Raw genomic sequence first — 16194 nt, 5'->3', positions numbered from 1 at the left:
TGAGGTATCAAGGCGAGCCAAGTTCTAGTCGTCGATGCTCTTGCGCACCTTGACGTTCTTCTCCTTGGCATAGGCCAGCGAAGACTTCTCGATGATCGGCCGCAGCAGCTTCCAGTCGGGCGCGATCCAGTCGGACACCACATTCCACTTGCTGCCGTCCCACTGCTGGAAGGCCACGCGGCCATCGCCTTCGTGGTTGTCCCAGGTCACGTTGATCGAATGGAACAGGCCCTTGGCACCGAGCGCGGCCGCGCGCGCCTCGTCGATCTTCAGGTTCTCCAGGCCCCAGCGGACCTCGTCGCCGGTGAGCGTGCGCTTGCCGAATTTGGCCTGGGCGATGCGGATGGCCTCCACGTTCAGGATGCCGTTGAGCACGCCGAGGTTGTGATAGACGCTGCCGATGCGCTTGGGGTCCTGCAGGTTCCCCTTGCCCGCGCCGTAGACGGTCTTGGTGATCTCCTGCAGCACCGGGTACTGGGCGCCCGCGGCCACGGTGGTGATGGCCACGTAGCCCTTGGCGGCATCGCCCGCGGGGATCACGTCCTCCTCGGAGTTGGACCAGACGTTGCCCACGATGTGGTCGACCGGGAAGCCCGTCTTCTGCGCGGTCTTCAGCGCCACCGGATTCATGACGCCCCAGCCGCGCAGCACCACGTAGTCGGGCTTGGCGCGGCGGATGGCGAGCCACTGCGACTGCTGCTCGTTGCCGGGGTGCGGCACCTCGATCTGCTGCAGCGTGAAACCGTACTTCTTGGACAGCAGTTCATAGATCGGGATGGTCTCCTTGCCGTAGGGCGAGCCGTGGTAGAGCACCACGATCTTCTTGCCCTTGAGCTTGTCGGCGCCACCCTCCTTGCCCGCGATGTAGTTCACGATGCCGGAGGTCTCGCTGTACGGGTTGAGCAGCAACGGGAAGATGTACTTGAACACGCGCCCGTCGGTGGTGTCGGTGCGGCCGTGGTTGATGGTGAGCAGCGGCACCTTGTCGGCGGTGACGCGGTCGATCAGCGCGTACGCGATGCCGACCGACAGCGGGTTCCAGGCCGCGATGCCGGGGCGCTGCTTGAGGCGCTCGTACACCTCCACGCCGCGCTCCACCTCGTACTGCGTCTCGCCCTCCTCCCAGGTCAGCTTGACACCGCCCACGCCGCCGTCGCGCGTGTTCACCAGGTTCAGATAGTCGATGAAGCCGCCGAAGAAGCCGGTGCCGCCCGCCGCATAGGGGCCGACGCGATAGCTCTGCAGCGGGAAGAACTGCTCGTTCGCGTCGGCATGCGCGAGCTGCAGGCCGCTCGCGGCCAGGGTGACGGCCACGGCCGCGGTTTTCAGGTGCTTGATGAAGGACATGTGATGAAGGCTCTCGGGATGCGAAGGAAAAGAAGAAGGCGCGGTGCGCTCAGGCTGCGGAAGGGCCCGCCAGCCGCCTGCGCGTGCGGTCCCACAGGGCGGCCAGTCCCTGCGGTTCCACGACGAGGAAGAAGATGATCAAGGCGCCCAGCACGATGCGCTGGCTCATGTCGAGCACGCCGGAGTCGAACCAGCCGCCGAACAGGAGGCTGCCTGCACGCGAAAGCAGCAGCGGAAACACCACGATCAGCGCCGCGCCGAGGAAGGCGCCGCGGATCGTCGCGAGCCCGCCGATGATCACGATGAAGAGAATCTGGAACGAGCGGTCGAGGTTGAAGCCCGCGGGCTCCACCGTGCGCAGGTAGACGAAGCCCCACAGCACGCCGGCCACGCCGACGATGAACGACGACACCGCGAACGCCAGCAGCTTGGTGCGCAGCACCGGCACGCCGATCACGCGCGCTGCCAGCTCGTTGTCGCGCACGGCGATGAAGTGGTGGCCGGTCTGCGTGCGCACCAGCCGCCAAGCCAGCAGGGTGAGCACCGTCACCACGGCCAGCGAGAAGATGTAGCGTCGCACGGGCGTGTCGAACACGATTCCCGCCACCTCGAGCACCGGCGCATCGATCACGCCCGAAGGGTTGTCGTTGCTGAACCAGCCGAACTTGGTCAGCGCCCATTGCACGAAGAACTGCGCGGCCAGCGTCGACACCGCCAGGTAGAAGCCGCGCAGCCGCAGGCTCGGCAGGCCGAACACCAGCCCGACGAGGGTGGCGGCGAGGCCCGCGAGACCGATGCTCGCGAGCAGCGGCAAGCCTTCGATGCGCAGGTTGAAGTTGTAGGCGGCGAAGGCACCGACCGCCATGAAGGCGGCCGTGCCCAGCGAAAGCTGGCCCGCATAGCCGGTCAGCAGATTGAGCCCCACCGCGGCCAGCGACAGCGCAAGGAACGGGATCAGCAGTGCATCGAACACATAGCCGGAGGCGACGAACGGCACGATGCCGAAGGCGATGGCGAGCACGGCCACCGGCCAGGTCCATGGAGGTACGGAAACATTGCGCATGGCTCAGGCACGCTCCACCAGTTTCTGCCCGAACAGCCCGCTGGGCCGGATCAGCAGGAAGGCCAGCGCCGCAACATAGGCGAACCAGCTCTCGATGCCGCCGCCCACGTAGGGCCCGATGTACACCTCGGCCAGCTTCTCGAGCGCGCCGATCACCAGCCCGCCTACGATCGCGCCGAGGATCGAGTCGAAGCCACCGAGCACCAGCACCGGCAACGCCTTGAGCACCACGAGCGAGAGCGAGAACTGCACGCCCAGCCGTGCGCCCCAGAGCAGGCCGGCCACCAGCGCGATGACGCCGGCCGCGGCCCACACGGTGGCCCAGATGCGCGGCAGCCGCAGGCCGACCGCGATGGCCGCATAGGTGTCGTCCGCCACCGCGCGGAACGCCAGGCCCACACGGGTGTAGCGGAAGAAGGCCGACAGCAGCGCGACCATCACGGCGGCCGTGGCGGCGGCGAACAGGTCGAAGGTCGAGACCATGATGCCCAGGAACTGCAGCGGCTCGTCGGCGATGCCCAGCTCCAGCGCATGCACCTGCGTGCCCCACACCAGCTGCGCCACGCCCTCGATCACGTACGACAGGCCCAGCGTCGCCATGAACAGCGTGATCGGCGGCTGGTTCACCAGCGGGCGCAGCACCGTGCGCTCGATGACCAGCCCCAGCGCCACCATGAGCGCGAAGGTCAGCACCAGTGCCAATGCGAAAGGCACGCCGCGCTCCACCAGGCTCACGAAGGTGAGCGCCGCGAACAGCAGCTGCGCGCCCTGGGCGAAGTTGAGAACGCCCGATGTCTTGTAGATCAGCACGAAGCCGATGGCTACCAGCGAATACATCACGCCCGAGAGCAGGCCGCCGAGGAGGACTTCGGCGAAGAAACCGGCGTCGAAACCGTCCATCAGGCTGCCCCCTCGATGTCGTCGCCGTGTGCCACGCCAAGGTAGGCGTCGATCACCGCCGGGTCGCTGCGCACCTCCGCGGGCGTGCCGTCGGCGATCTTGCGGCCGTGGTCGAACACCGCCACGCGGTCCGACAGGCCCAGCACCACGCCGATGTCGTGCTCGATCAGCAGGATGGTGGTGCCGAACTCGTCGCGAGCGGCGCGCACGAAATGCGCGAGCTCGCTTTTTTCGGTGACCGTCATGCCGGCCATCGGCTCGTCGAGCAGCAGCAGTCGAGGCGATGCCACCAGCGCACGCGCCAGCTCGACACGCTTCTGCAGGCCATAGGCGAGCGTGCCCGCGAGCCGCTCGCTCACGGAGCCCAGCCCGAGAAAACCGATGATCGCGTCGGCCCGCGCACGTGCATCCTCGCGTTCGCGCCGTGCGCGGCCCAGCCCGACGAGTTGCTCGACGAATGTGGAGCGTGCCGCATCGACGCGGCCGAGCACGATGTTGTCGCGCACGCTCAGGCCCTTGAAGAGCGCCAGATTCTGGAAGGTGCGCGCGACGCCCAGCCGTGCCAGCCGGGCCGTCGGCACATGCCCGAAGCTGCGCCCGCCGATCCACACGCGCCCGCGGTCGGGCCGGTACAGCCCGCTGATGACGTTGACCAGTGAACTCTTGCCAGCTCCGTTGGGACCGATGACGGCGCGGATCTCTCCCCTGGCGATCGACAGGTCCACGCCCGACAGCGCGGTGACGCCGCCGAACGACAGGTCGATGCCCTCCAGCCGGAGCATCGCCGCAGTCGCGGCGTCTTCCCTTGCCGGCGCCGTGCGGCCCGCGGGCACGAAGGCCACCGGGTCGACGCCCAACGGCACCGGTCCGGCCTCGAAGAAAAGATCGGGCATCACGGCGAGGCTCACGCCACGGCTTCCAGTGCCGCCTTGGCGGGCTGGCCTGCACGCGCGGCCTGCTCCGCTTCGAGCTTGCGCACCAGCGGAAGCACCTTCTCGCCGAAGTACTCCACCTCCTCGATGAAGTGCAGGAAGCCCGTGAGGATCAGGTCCACGCCGATGGCCTTGAGCGCCACGATGCGCTCGGCGATCTGCTGCGGCGTGCCGATGAGGTTGGTACGGAAGCCGTCGTTGTATTGCACCAGATCCTCGAAGGTCGACTTGGCCCAATTGCCCTCGCCTTCGGGCGATGCCTTGCCGGCCTGCTTGACCGCATCGCCGAAGGCATGCACTGCCTCGACGTGCGCGTGCTTGATGATGTCCGCCAGCACCGCCTTGGCTTCTTCCTCCGTGTCGCGGGCGATGACGAAGGCGTTCACGCCGATGCGCACCGTGTGGCCGTTCTGTGCCGCCTTGGCCTGGATGTCGTCGATCTGCGCCTTCAGGCCCTCGGGCGTGTTGCCGTTGGTGAAGTACCAGTCCGACACGCTGGCCGCGTTGTCGCGCGCGGCGCGCGAACTGCCGCCCTGGAAGATCTCCGGGTGCGGCTTCTGCACCGGCTTCGGGCTCAGCGTGTAGTCGCTGAAACGGTAGAAGTCGCCCTTGAAGGTGAAGTTGTCCTGCGTCCAGATGCCCTTGAGCGCGCGGATCAACTCGTTGGAGCGGCGATAGCGCTCGTCGTGTTCGAGCCAGGGCTCGCCGATGGCTTGGAACTCGCCCTTGAACCAGCCGCTGACCACGTTGATGGCGATGCGGCCGTTGGAGATGTGGTCGATGGTGGCGATCTGCTTGGCGACCACGGCGGGGTTCCACGGCCCGGGCAGGATGGCGGCGAGCACCTTGAGCTTCGTGGTGGCATGCAACAGCGCCTGGCTGAAGGACACCGACTCGTGCTGGTATTCCGCGCCATAGCCGGCCGTGAAGCGGATCTGGCTCAGCGCGTATTCGAAGCCCGCCTTCTCGGCCGCGACCGCGAGGCGCTGGTTGTATTCCAGGCTCCAGTCGGTGCGCTGCTCGATGGTGCTGACCACGAGGCCGCCGCTGACGTTGGGCACCCAGTAGGCGAACTTGATGGGGGCGGCGGTGGAGGACGACTGTTGACTCATGGCAGGTTTCTCTCTGTGGGGACGATCGATCGGAACGAAGGCTTCTTCAGGCGGCCAGCGCGACCGGCGCGGGCTTGCGGATGGCGGGCGCGGTCGGTGTGGTGGACGTGGCGGCCGGCGAGGCATCGCGCAGCTGGGGCACGGCACGCGCCACGGCCAATGCGATGCGTTCACGCAGCGCGGGGCTGGCGATCTCGTAGCCTTCGAAGTCCTTCTCCACCGCATAGACGCCGATGGGCAGCGTGAGCGCCTGGAAGAAGCTGAAGAGCGGGCGCAGCTGGTGATCGATGACCAGCGCATGGCGATCACTTCCACCCGTGGCCGCGAGCAGCACGGGCTTGTCGGTCAGCGCCTCGTGATGCACGAAGTCGAAGAGATGCTTGAAGAGGCCGGTGTACGAGCCGCGATAGACCGGGCTCGCCACCAGCAGCAGGTCGGCCGACTCGATGGCCGCGATGCTCTCTTCGACGGCGGCGGGCAGCTGGTTGCGGTAGAGCACGCCGGCGAACTGCGGGCCGATGTCGCCCAGCGAGATCACGCGCGACTCGATGGCGATCTCGTCGGCGAGCCCCGCCAGCAGTTGATCGACCAGCACCAGGGTGCGCGACGGACGTTGCAGGCTGCCGGAGACGGCGACGACTTTCAGTTTTCGACTCATGTTGATATGACCTCTGTTTGGAAGCCACGAGCGATTCGCGGCACGCCTGATATATGCGAATGGCGTGCCACTTCCTTTTTCCTTATGAATCAATGAGTTAGAGCGAAATGGCTATTCGCGTGCGTGCTGAATCCGAAACAGGCTGCGGGTGAGCTGCTGATCAGCCAGCAGCTTTGCAGCCATAGTCGTTTGAGGCAGATCGGTATGCGGGCATCGAATGAACGCCAGGCAGCAACTGCTCGATGCAACTGCTTCCTGCGCAGCAGCGCGGAACAGCGGGAGCAGCGCTGAAAAGCACAACGGGCCTGCGACGCGAAGCCGCAGGCCCGTTGCATGGCGATGGCAGGTTCAGGAATAGAAGCTGGGTTGCGGCAGGCGCGCATTGAGCGCCCAGTGGCCCAGCTCGCGCACCTTGTAGTCCACCGGATCGTGCAGCGTGTGCACGCGCAGGTTGCGCCAGTAGCGGTCGAGGCGCAACGCGGCGGTGGTGGCTCGCGCGCCTGTCACTTCGAACATGCGGTGCGCCACCTCGAGGCTTGCACGCGTGCTCGCGACCTTGGCCGCGGCGACGGCAATGGCCACCTCGCCACGCTCCTGCTCGTCGAGCGAAGTGCCGCGCAGCCATGCCTGATCGAAGGCTGCAGCGGCCTGGTCGAGCAGCAGTCGCGCGCCTTGCAGCGCGAGCCAGAAATCACCGTAATGCGTGAGCACGTACGGGTCTTCGTTCGCGGCCGGGGCCGTCGAGAACAGCCAGGGCCGGCCCTGCTGCAGCGTGAAGGCCTTCGCCTCCTCGAGCGCGCCTTCGCCCAGGCCCAGGTAGATGTTCGCGAGGATCAGCTGGGCCAGCAGCGGGCGCAGGCAGGCGAACGGTGTCGACAGCGGGCCAGGATCGAGCAGCAGCTCGGTCGCCCCGACGCGCACGCCGTCGAACAGCACACTGCCGCTGTCGGTCTGGCGCTGGCCCATGTTGTCCCAGTCGCCGAGCACCGTGATGCCCGCGCGCCGCGTGGGCACGACGCCGATCAGCAGGCGGTCGTTCGCGTCGAGGGCCGAGGCGACCAGCATGTCCGAATCGCTGGCGCCGGAGCAGAAACTCTTGCGGCCCGAGAACACATACCCGCCGTCGAAGGCTTCGGCGCGCGTGGACTTGTCGAGCGGGTTCAGCGCATTGCCCCAGAACCAGCGATGCGCGCCGGTCTGCTCGATCCACGGCTGCCACTGCGCGCGCTGCGCGAAGAGCTGCGTGGTCGCGAGCAGCAGGTGATGAAAGGCGAAGAGGTGCGCCACCGAGCTGTCGACGCGCGCGAAGCCGCGCACCACGTCGAGTGTCTGCCGCCAGCTCGCGCCCAGGCCGCCGAGCTCGACCGGCACGCTGAGCATCAGCAGGCCGCTGTCGCGCAGCAGTTCGCGCTCGGCCTTCGGCGTACCGCCGAGCTGGTCGCGCTCGACGGCGGTGCGGGCCAGTGCCTGCGCGATGCGCTGCGCACTCGCATGCCACGGCACGACCTCGTCGCCGGCTTCCGCGGAGAAATGCTTCATGCGGCCGCCTTCTCGCGCGGGGCCCTCGGCGCAGCCTGCACGGCCTGTGAAGAAGGCGGCAAGATGTCGTTGGCAATGACTTCGCCGAAGGGCCCGGTGATGTTGGCTTGCCCTGGCGGGCGCACATGGTCGAGCGGCAGCAGCGGAAACAGCAGCTCGGCCACGCGGTACGCCTCTTCGAGATGCGGGTAGCCCGAGAAGATGAAGGTCTCCACGCCGAGTGCCGCGTACTCCTTGATGCGCGCCGCCACCTCCTCGGGGCTGCCCACGAGCGCCGTGCCCGCGCCGCCGCGCACGAGGCCCACGCCCGCCCACAGGTTGGGCGACACCTTCGAGCCTGTCGCGCCGCCCGCCATGGAGCGCGGCCATGCGCTGCTGGCCCACCGAGTCGAAGCGAGAGAAGGCTTTCTGCGCGGCTGCGATGGTGTCGTCGGTCACGTAGGAAATGAGTTCGTCGGCGGCGCGCCAGGCCGCCTCGCTGGTCTCGCGCACGATCACATGCAGCCGGATGCCGAAGCGCAGCGTGCGGCCATGCTTCGCCGCCGCGGCGCGGGCCTTCGCGATCTTTTCGGCCACGTCGGCCGGCGGCTCGCCCCAGGTGAGGTACACGTCGACCTGCTCGCCCGCGAGTGCGATCGCCGCGTCCGACGAGCCGCCGAACCACAGCGGCGGATAGGGCTTCTGCACCGGTGGATAGAGCGTCTTGGCGTTCTCCACGCGCAGGTGGCGGCCCGAGAAGTTCACGGTCTCGCCGGCGGCCACGCCGCGCCAGATGCGCAGGAATTCATCGGTGACTTCATAACGCTCGGCGTGCGTGAGGAAGCTGCCGTCGCCATGCTGTTCATCGGGATCGCCGCCGGTCACCACGTTGATGAGCAGCCTGCCGTCGGAGAAACGGTCGAGCGTCGCGGCTTGCCGCGCGGAGACCGTGGGCGAGATGATGCCGGGGCGGATCGCGACCAGGAACTTGAGCCGCTCGGTCTGCGCCGCGAGCGACGAAGCGACCACCCACGAGTCCTCGCAGGAGCGCCCCGTCGGGATCAGCACGCCTTCGTAGCCCAGTTCGTCGGCGGCCTGCGCCACCTGCCGCAGATATCGGTGACTCACGGTACGCGCGCCGCGCGAGGTGCCGAGGTAGCGGCTGTCGCCGTGCGTGGGAAGAAACCAGAAAAGTTGCATGAGGCGATTCAGCAGTTAGCGTGCCAGTCGCCCTGCCTGCGCAAACGCGCCGAAGCACGCGATTTCTGCTGCTCCAGCAGCAGCCGAGCACCAGACCTGCTGCACGTGGCGCATCGGCATGCCCGCGCTGCTGCCATGGAAGCAAAACAAGGATCGATATACGGATCGCATCGTTGGCGGCGCGCGGAGCAGCCTCCAACATGCTGCTGGCGCAGCAACCCTGCTGCCTGCACATCACCGAGGGTCTGCGTGAGTTCAGTTCTTTCCATTCCGGTTTCCGAATCGCCTCGCGACATTGCCCGCGACCTGATGCAGCGCTTCGCGGCGACCGCCGTCGAGCGCGACGAGCGCGGCGGCACGCCCAAGGCCGAGCGGGATGCCCTGCGCGAGAGCGGCCTGCTCGCGCTGAGCATTCCGCGCGAATTCGGCGGCGGCGGTGCGGACTGGCGGGAGACGCTCGACGTCGTGCGCCTGCTCGCGCAGGCCGACAGCTCGCTCGCGCACGTGTTCGGTTTCCATCACCTGATGCTTGCCACGGTGCGGCTCTTCGCGCGGCCCGTGCAATGGCAGCCGTGGTTCGAGCAGACCGCGCGGCGGCGGTGGTTCTGGGGCAATGCGCTCAATCCGCTGGACGACCGCACGGTGTCGAGCGCGCACGAGGGCTGGCGCGAATTCACCGGGCAGAAGAGCTTCTGCTCGGGCGCGCTCGACTCCGAGATGCTGATCGCGTCGGCGCGCGAGGAAGGCAGCGGCGCCTTCATCGTCGCGGCAGTGCCCACCGGCCGCTCGGGCATCTTCGTCGCGCCCGACTGGAACAACATCGGGCAGCGTCAGACCGACAGCGGCAGCGTGACCTTCGAGAAGGTGCGCGTCGAGCAGCACGAGGTGCTGGCCGATCCGGGCCCGCTCTCGACGCCCTTCGCCTGCCTGCGGCCGCTGGTGTCGCAGCTCGTTCTGGCCAACATCTACCTCGGCATCGCGGAAGGAGCCTTCGACGATGCGAAGCACTACACGCTGCACGAGTCGCGCCCCTGGCATGCGGCCAAGGTGGCGCAGATGCACGAGGACCCTTACGTGCTCGGCCACTACGGCGACTTCTGGGTCGGCCTGGAGAGCGTGCGCGCGCTGGCCGATCGCGCGGCCGACCGGCTCGATGCGGCCTGGCGGCGCGGCCCCGCGCTGACCGAGCCCGAGCGCGGCGAAGTCGCGGTGGCCGTGGCCACCGCCAAGGTCGCGGCGACGAACACGGGCCTGGACATCTGTACGCGCATGTTCGACGTGGCCGGCGCGCGCGCCACGCACGGCGGCCTGCGGCTGGACCGCCACTGGCGCAACCTGCGCACCCAGTCCCTGCACGACCCCGTGGCCTACAAGCTGCGCGAACTCGGCGAATGGGCCCTCAAGCAGCAATACCCCGTACCGACCTTCTACTCATGACCGCCTACACCCGCCCTCTCGCAGTGCTGCCGCCGGCCGACGCATCCCCGGGCGAGGACTGGGATGCCACCGCGCCGTCCGCACCGTCCACGCTGCTCACGCTGCCCAACCCCCGCAAGCTCACCACCTCGATCCGCGCCACCGCACAGGTGTTCCAGGACCCGCGCTCGGCCGCGCTGCTCGAACGCATCCGCATGGTGGCGCCCAGCGACGCCAACGTGCTCATCATCGGAGAGACAGGAACCGGCAAGGAACTGATCGCGCGGCACGTGCACGACCTCAGCCGGCGCAGCGGCAAGCCCTTCGTGGCCGTGAACTGCGGCGCCTTCTCCGAAAGCCTGGTCGAGAGCGAGCTCTTCGGCCACGAGAAGGGCGCGTTCACCGGCGCGTTCTCGGCCAAGGCGGGATGGTTCGAGGCCGCCAACGGCGGCACGCTCTTCCTCGACGAGATCGGCGACCTGCCGCTGTCGATCCAGGTGAAGCTGCTGCGCGTGCTGCAGGAACGGGAGGTGGTTCGGCTGGGCTCGCGCAGGAGCGTACCCATCGACGTCCGCGTGGTAGCCGCCACCAACGTGCGGCTGCAGGACGCGGTGGCCGCTGGCAACTTCCGCGAAGACCTGTTCTACCGGCTGCACGTGGTGCACCTCGCGCTGCCGACGCTGCGCGAGCGGCCCGGCGACATCCTGCCGCTGGCGCGGCACTTCATCGAGGAATACCGCCAGCGCCTGGGCTACGGACCGGTGCGCCTCGACGCGAGTGCCGAGCAGAAGCTGGGCGAACATGGCTGGCCCGGCAACATCCGCGAACTGGAGAACGTGATCCACCACGCGCTGCTGATCTGCCAGAACGGCGTGCTGGGTGCGGAGCATCTGCACCTGTCTTCGCTGAACATCCAGCGGCGCCCGCCCGACGACGAGCCCCCGGCCAGCGCGACGCCGCAGCAGGCGCTGGAGGCTGTGCTGCGAGACCTCTTCAACGAGCCGAACGAGCAGATGTTCGAACAGATCGAGGAGACCGTGATGCGCACCGCCTTCGAGTTCTGCCACCGCAACCAGGTGCAGGCGGCCAAGCTGCTGGGCATCAGCCGCAATGTGCTGCGCTCGCGGCTCATCAAGAGCCGCGAGATTTCAGCGTTGAAGTAGCCGCGGCGGATTCGCTGGCCGTCGTGCGCACAGGGCATCACGAGGCCGCCAAGACGCGGTCCGCGGTGCCTCGTGCTGCCCAAGCGTCGGGATCCCTGTTGGCGGTAGCGCCGTCGACTTCGGCCCCGGTCAGCTTCCCCCCGCTTCAGGCGCGGCGCGATTCGCTGTCCAGGCTCGCCATCTGCGCTGCGGCATAGCGGTCGCCGGCAGCGGCGCCCTTCGGCACCGCACGCTCGATGGCCGCGAAATCGTCGGGCCCCAGCTTCACGTTCAGCGCGCCGAGCGCCTCGTCAAGCCGCGAGCGCCGCCGCGCGCCGACCAGCGGCACGATATCGTCGCCCTGCGCGGCCACCCATGCGATGGCGATCTGCGCCACGGTCACGCCCTTCGCCTCGGCGATCTTGCGCAGCGCCTCGACCAGCGCGAGGTTGCGCTCCACGTTCTCGCCCTGGAAGCGCGGGCTGTGCGCGCGGAAATCCTTCTCGCCCGCGGCGTCCTTCTGCCAGTGCCCGCTGATCAGACCGCGCGACAGCACGCCGTATGCGGTGATGCCGATGCCCAGCTCGCGGCAGGTCGCGAGGATGTCGTCCTCGATGCCGCGCGAGATCAGCGAATACTCGATCTGCAGGTCGCAGATCGGGTGTACCGCCGCCGCCTTGCGGATGGTGCTCGAACCCACTTCCGACAGGCCGATGTGACGCACGTAGCCCGCCTTCACCAGATCGGCGATGGCGCCCACCGTCTCCTCGATCGGCACGCTCGGATCGAGCCGCGCGGGGCGGTAGATGTCGATGTGGTCCACGCCCAGGCGTTGCAGCGAGTAGGTCGCGAAGTTCTTCACCGCCGCGGGCCGCGCGTCGTAGCCGACCCAGCCGCCGGCCGGATCGCGCATGGCGCCGAACTTCACGCTGAGCAGCGCCGCGTCGCGCTGCGAGGGCTTCAGGCCATTGAGCGCCTCGCCGATCAGCATCTCGTTGTGGCCGCTGCCGTAGAAGTCGCCGGTATCGAGCAGCGTGATGCCCGCGTCCATGGCGGCGTGGATGGTGGCGATGCTTTCCACGCGGTCGGAGGGGCCGTACATGCCCGACATGCCCATGCAGCCGAGGCCGATGGCGGAAACCTTGGGGCCGGTGGCGCCGAGTTGAAGTGTGTTCATTGGAGCGATCCTTTCAGGAGAGCCGGACGCGATGGCGAACGGCATGGCGGTAGTCTGGAAGCAAACGACCCGTTCGATAATCCGTCCGACACCGCACGGGTTGTGCGAAAAAACGCACAATCTAGCAATGACCGAACCCGATCTCTCCGACCTGGGGGCCTTCGTGGCCGTCACCCGTGCGCGTGGTTTCCGGGGCGCGGCCGCCCTGCGCGGCGTGTCGCCCTCCTCGCTCAGCGAGGCGATGCGGCGGCTCGAAGCGCAACTGGGTGTGCGCCTGCTGAACCGCACCACGCGCAGCGTGACGCCGACCGAAGCGGGCCAGCGCCTGCTCGACCGCATCTCGCCCGCGCTGGACGACATCGCCGGTGCGCTCGACACGCTCAACAGCTTTCGCGACAGCCCCACCGGCACCCTGCGGCTCAACGTGCCGACCATCGTGGCCCAGCGCGTGCTGCCGCCGCTGGCCAGCCGCTTCCTCCGCGCGCACCCGGGCATCACGCTGGAGATCACGACCAACGACACCTTCATCGACGTGCTCGCGGCAGGCTTCGACGCGGGCGTGCGCTACGACGAGAGCATCGCCCGCGACATGATCGCCGTGCCCCTGGGCCCGCGCACGCAGCGCTTCGTGGCCGCGGCATCGCCGGGCTACCTCGCCGCGCACGGCGTGCCGAAGCACCCGACCGACCTGCTGCAGCACGCCTGCATCGGCCATCGCTTTCCGAGCGGCGTGCTCGCGGCCTGGGGCTTCGTGCGCAAGGGAAAGGCGATGAAGATCACGCCGAGCGGACCGCTGATCGCGTCGATGCTCGACCTGGAACTGCACGCCGCCGAGTCGGGCCTGGGCGTGATCTACACCTTCGACGAGTACCTGCGCCCTTCCATCGAACGGGGCACGCTGGCGCCTGTTCTGGAGGACTGGTGGCAGAGCTTTTCGGGGCCGTTCCTGTACTACCCGAGCCGCACGCACATGCCGGCGCCGCTGCGAGCCTTTGTCGATTTTCTGAAGAGCGAGAGCCAGTCCACCTGATGTCCGCCGCCAGCGGATCGTGCCCTGAGAAGCTGCCCAGAGCGCTTCATCACGCAGCAGAAAAAGTAGAGGCAAGCAAGCTCAGGCGGCCCCTCAGAACGAATCTTCAGGCGAGCGGCACAACGCCAGCACCATCCCGCGCAGCCATCGATGCGCGGGGTCCCGGTCGAGGCGCGGGTGCCACATCTGCGAAATGGTGATCTGCTCCGCCGGCACGGGCAGCGGGAACGAACGCAGCGTGCTCTGCGCTCTCAGGCGCTCGAAGTACGAGGCCGGTATCAGCGCGACCAGATCGGTCGCCGCCGCGATCGACAACGCGGTGCCGAAGCTGGGCACGACCACCGCGGCGTTGCGCGCCAGTCCCATTGCCGCGAGAGCCACGTCTACGGGGCCCTCCGTGCGGCCATGGCGAGAAGTGACCACGTGGTCGCAGGCGGCGTAGCGCTCCGGAGTGATCTCGGCTTCGGCCAGCAGAGGATGGCCTTCGCGCACCGCCGCGATGAACCGGTCCCGGTAGAGCGCCTGGATGCGAACCTCCGGCCCCGACTCGCCCAGGACACCGACATCGAGATCGATCAGCCCCTCCCGCAACGGGCGCACGTCCTTGTCGGGCTTGGGGCGCGAAGCGCAGGCGGACGCCCGGAGCCTCCTGTGCGATGCATGCCACCAGCACATGGGCGAAGGCTTCGATGAACCCGTCGTTGGCCCTTATGGTGAAGAGGCGCTGGAGCGAGCGCGGGTCCATGCTCGCATCGGCGGGTTGGAGGACCGCATGCGACTCCTGCACCAGCTCCCTCACACGGTCGCGCAATGCGAGCGCATGCGGCGTGGGTACCATGCCGCGCCCCGCCCGCACCAGCAGTTGGTCCCCGGTCGCATCCCTCAGCCGCGACAGGGTGCGGCTCATGGCCGATTCGCTCAGGCCCATGCGCTCGGCGGCCTTGGCGACGTTGCCTTCGGAAAGCAGTGCGTTCAACGCGGTCAGCAGGTTGAGGTCGGCGTCCGGCATGCCTGACGCTAGCACAGCCGCGCATACCCGAACAGGCGCGGCGTGCAGGAACAACCTGCGCGCGGCGCTCTGGGCCGATGCGTCATGGCGTCCTATTCTGAGCCGACGCAATCGAACGTCTCTTCAGGCCACTCCCATGTTGCTCTCACCTCCTCTCCGCCCCAGCAACTCCTCTTCCATCGACCCGCGCTCCGCCGGACCCGACGCCGCGAACGATGCCGACGGACTGCCGTTGCCGCAGCGCATCGCAGCCGTCGCCGCCATCCTGGGTGCGGGTACTCTCGTCGTGCTCGACGGCGCGATCGCCAACGTGGCGCTGCCGAGCATCTCCCGGCAATTGCATGCGACGCCCGCAGATGCGGTGTGGATCATCACGGCCTATCAGCTGGCGGTCGTGATGTTTCTCCTGCCCGCCTCGGCCATCGGAGCAAGGCTGGGCTATCACCGCGTGTTCGCCGGAGGCGTCGCGCTGTTCACCGCGGCATCGGTGCTGTGCGCGCTGTCCCCATCGCTGCCGTGGCTCGTGGCCGCGAGATGCCTTCAGGGGCTGGGCGCCGCGGCGGTGATGCCGCTTGGCCTGGCGCTACTGCGCTTCACCTATCCACGCCGGCTGCTGGCGCGTGCGATCGGCTGGAACGCGCTCACGATCGCAGGTGCCACCGCGGCGGGCCCCTCCATAGGCGCCTTCATCCTCTCCACATCGAGCTGGCCGTGGCTCTTCGCGGTGAACCTTCCGATCGGCATCCTCGTGCTGGCGGCCTGCGCGAAATTGCCGCGCCCTGCACCGTCCCAGGACCGCATCGACCTCTGGAGCATCGCGCTCAACGCGATCATGTTCGCGTCCTTCGTGCTAGGAAGCGACCGGCTGCCTTCGAACCTGTTGCACGGCGGCGCGCTGCTCGGGCTGTCCATCGCCTGCATGCTGCTTCTGGTGCGCCGCGAAATGAGGAGGAAGGCGCCCCTCGTACCGCTCGACCTGCTGCGCGTGCACTCCTTCCGCATCTCGGTCATCGCCTCCGTCTGCTGCTTCACCGGCCAGATGGCGAGCTACGTGGCACTGCCCTTCTACATCCAGCACGAACTGGGTCAGAGCACCGCGACCACCGGCCTCCTGTTGACGCCCTGGCCCCTTGCTGTGATGCTGGCCGCACCACTGTCCGCGCGCCTGGCCCAGCGAGTACCGACGGCCTGGCTCTGCGCGGCCGGGGGCGCATTCCTCGCGGCCGGTCTGGCGCTGTGCGCGCTGTGGCCGATCCACGGCAACCCCGCCTTGCCTATCGCGGTCTTCACGAGCCTCGCTGGCTTCGGCTTCGGACTCTTCCAGACACCCAACAACCAGAACATGCTGCTTTCAGCGCCCAAGGAGCGCAGTGGCGCAGCCGGCGGCGCGCAAGGGACAGCACGGCTCACGGGGCTGACGCTCGGCAGCCTGGCGATGAGCCTGATGTTCGGGCTGCTGCCCTCGCACAGCGCCGTGCATCTTGGACTGGCAATGGCTGCGTTGGCGGCCATGGTTGGGAGCGTGGTGAGCCTGCTCAGGAGTCCGGGCAGGACCGCGGCTGGGTGATCGTCCGCAGGAGGGAGCCGGTGCGTCGGCCACGCGCTGCCTTGGTTGAGCCATAGTTCATGGAAATCGAGCCATATCGCCGAGCGCACTCCACCGCACCGATCAGCCGGCCCGCAATGTGTC

Annotated in this window: 12 protein-coding genes and 2 pseudogenes; 4 read left to right on the top strand and 10 right to left on the bottom strand. The window is 68.1% G+C overall.

Annotation, left to right across the window (positions count from 1 at the left end):
• Nucleotides 1-24: 24 nt before the first annotated feature.
• The 8 genes and pseudogenes from ACHMXA_RS31505 to ACHMXA_RS31470 form a co-directional block, all read right to left on the bottom strand.
• Nucleotides 25-1347, bottom strand: coding sequence for an ABC transporter substrate-binding protein (locus ACHMXA_RS31505; RefSeq protein WP_395322274.1), 1323 nt, complete (start codon nucleotides 1345-1347; stop codon nucleotides 25-27).
• Between the two features lie 49 nt (nucleotides 1348-1396).
• Nucleotides 1397-2410: a branched-chain amino acid ABC transporter permease gene (locus tag ACHMXA_RS31500; protein WP_395322272.1), complete on the bottom strand. Its 1014-nt coding sequence runs from the start codon at nucleotides 2408-2410 to the stop codon at nucleotides 1397-1399.
• Nucleotides 2411-2413: 3 nt separating this feature from the next.
• Nucleotides 2414-3310 (bottom strand): branched-chain amino acid ABC transporter permease, encoded by an 897-nt coding sequence (locus ACHMXA_RS31495; protein WP_395322270.1) that lies wholly within the window; start codon nucleotides 3308-3310, stop codon nucleotides 2414-2416.
• The gene (locus tag ACHMXA_RS31490; protein ID WP_395322631.1) at nucleotides 3310-4203 is read right to left on the bottom strand and encodes an ABC transporter ATP-binding protein; all 894 of its coding nucleotides are present in this window, start codon (nucleotides 4201-4203) and stop codon (nucleotides 3310-3312) included. The genes ACHMXA_RS31495 and ACHMXA_RS31490 overlap by 1 nt, the downstream gene beginning before the upstream one ends.
• 11 nt (nucleotides 4204-4214) lie before the next feature.
• Nucleotides 4215-5354, bottom strand: coding sequence for a dimethylsulfone monooxygenase SfnG (sfnG, locus tag ACHMXA_RS31485; protein WP_395322268.1), 1140 nt, complete (start codon nucleotides 5352-5354; stop codon nucleotides 4215-4217).
• 46 nt (nucleotides 5355-5400) lie between these two features.
• Complete coding sequence (gene msuE / locus ACHMXA_RS31480; RefSeq protein WP_395322266.1) at nucleotides 5401-6012, bottom strand: FMN reductase; 612 nt, start codon at nucleotides 6010-6012, stop codon at nucleotides 5401-5403.
• A 348-nt stretch (nucleotides 6013-6360) separates the two neighbouring features.
• The gene (locus ACHMXA_RS31475) at nucleotides 6361-7551 is read right to left on the bottom strand and encodes an acyl-CoA dehydrogenase family protein (protein ID WP_395322629.1); all 1191 of its coding nucleotides are present in this window, start codon (nucleotides 7549-7551) and stop codon (nucleotides 6361-6363) included.
• Between the two features lie 318 nt (nucleotides 7552-7869).
• Nucleotides 7870-8730 (bottom strand): annotated as a pseudogene (locus ACHMXA_RS31470) (LLM class flavin-dependent oxidoreductase); the annotation flags it as partial.
• 309 nt (nucleotides 8731-9039) lie between these two features.
• Between ACHMXA_RS31470 and ACHMXA_RS31465 the strand changes: the two are divergent.
• Together ACHMXA_RS31465 and ACHMXA_RS31460 are read left to right on the top strand one after the other, a co-directional pair.
• The gene (locus ACHMXA_RS31465) at nucleotides 9040-10167 is read left to right on the top strand and encodes an acyl-CoA dehydrogenase family protein (protein ID WP_395322627.1); all 1128 of its coding nucleotides are present in this window, start codon (nucleotides 9040-9042) and stop codon (nucleotides 10165-10167) included.
• Complete coding sequence (locus ACHMXA_RS31460) at nucleotides 10164-11309, top strand: sigma-54 interaction domain-containing protein (RefSeq protein WP_395322264.1); 1146 nt, start codon at nucleotides 10164-10166, stop codon at nucleotides 11307-11309. The genes ACHMXA_RS31465 and ACHMXA_RS31460 overlap by 4 nt, the downstream gene beginning before the upstream one ends.
• A 145-nt stretch (nucleotides 11310-11454) precedes the next feature.
• Here the strand turns inward: ACHMXA_RS31460 and ACHMXA_RS31455 are convergent, their stop codons facing one another.
• Entirely contained in the window at nucleotides 11455-12465 is a 1011-nt protein-coding gene (locus ACHMXA_RS31455; protein WP_395322262.1) for an aldo/keto reductase, read from the bottom strand.
• 127 nt (nucleotides 12466-12592) lie between these two features.
• Here ACHMXA_RS31455 and ACHMXA_RS31450 point away from each other — a divergent pair, with 127 nt between their 5' ends.
• Nucleotides 12593-13495 carry a LysR family transcriptional regulator gene (locus ACHMXA_RS31450; protein ID WP_395322260.1) on the top strand — a complete coding sequence of 301 codons (903 nt, stop codon included), beginning with the start codon at nucleotides 12593-12595 and terminating at the stop codon, nucleotides 13493-13495.
• Nucleotides 13496-13588: 93 nt separating this feature from the next.
• Here the strand turns inward: ACHMXA_RS31450 and ACHMXA_RS31445 are convergent.
• Nucleotides 13589-14504: pseudogene (locus tag ACHMXA_RS31445) on the bottom strand (LysR family transcriptional regulator).
• Between the two features lie 136 nt (nucleotides 14505-14640).
• Here ACHMXA_RS31445 and ACHMXA_RS31440 point away from each other — a divergent pair.
• On the top strand, nucleotides 14641-16071 hold the full coding sequence (locus ACHMXA_RS31440; RefSeq protein WP_395322258.1) for an MFS transporter: 1431 nt from the start codon (nucleotides 14641-14643) through the stop codon (nucleotides 16069-16071).
• Nucleotides 16072-16194: the final 123 nt, after the last annotated feature.

This window comes from Variovorax sp. UC74_104 (assembly GCF_044055375.1).
Lineage (GTDB): Bacteria > Pseudomonadota > Gammaproteobacteria > Burkholderiales > Burkholderiaceae_C > Variovorax.
The sequence above is the reverse complement of the archived record's forward strand: the minus strand, read 5'-3'. Positions and strand labels throughout refer to the sequence as shown.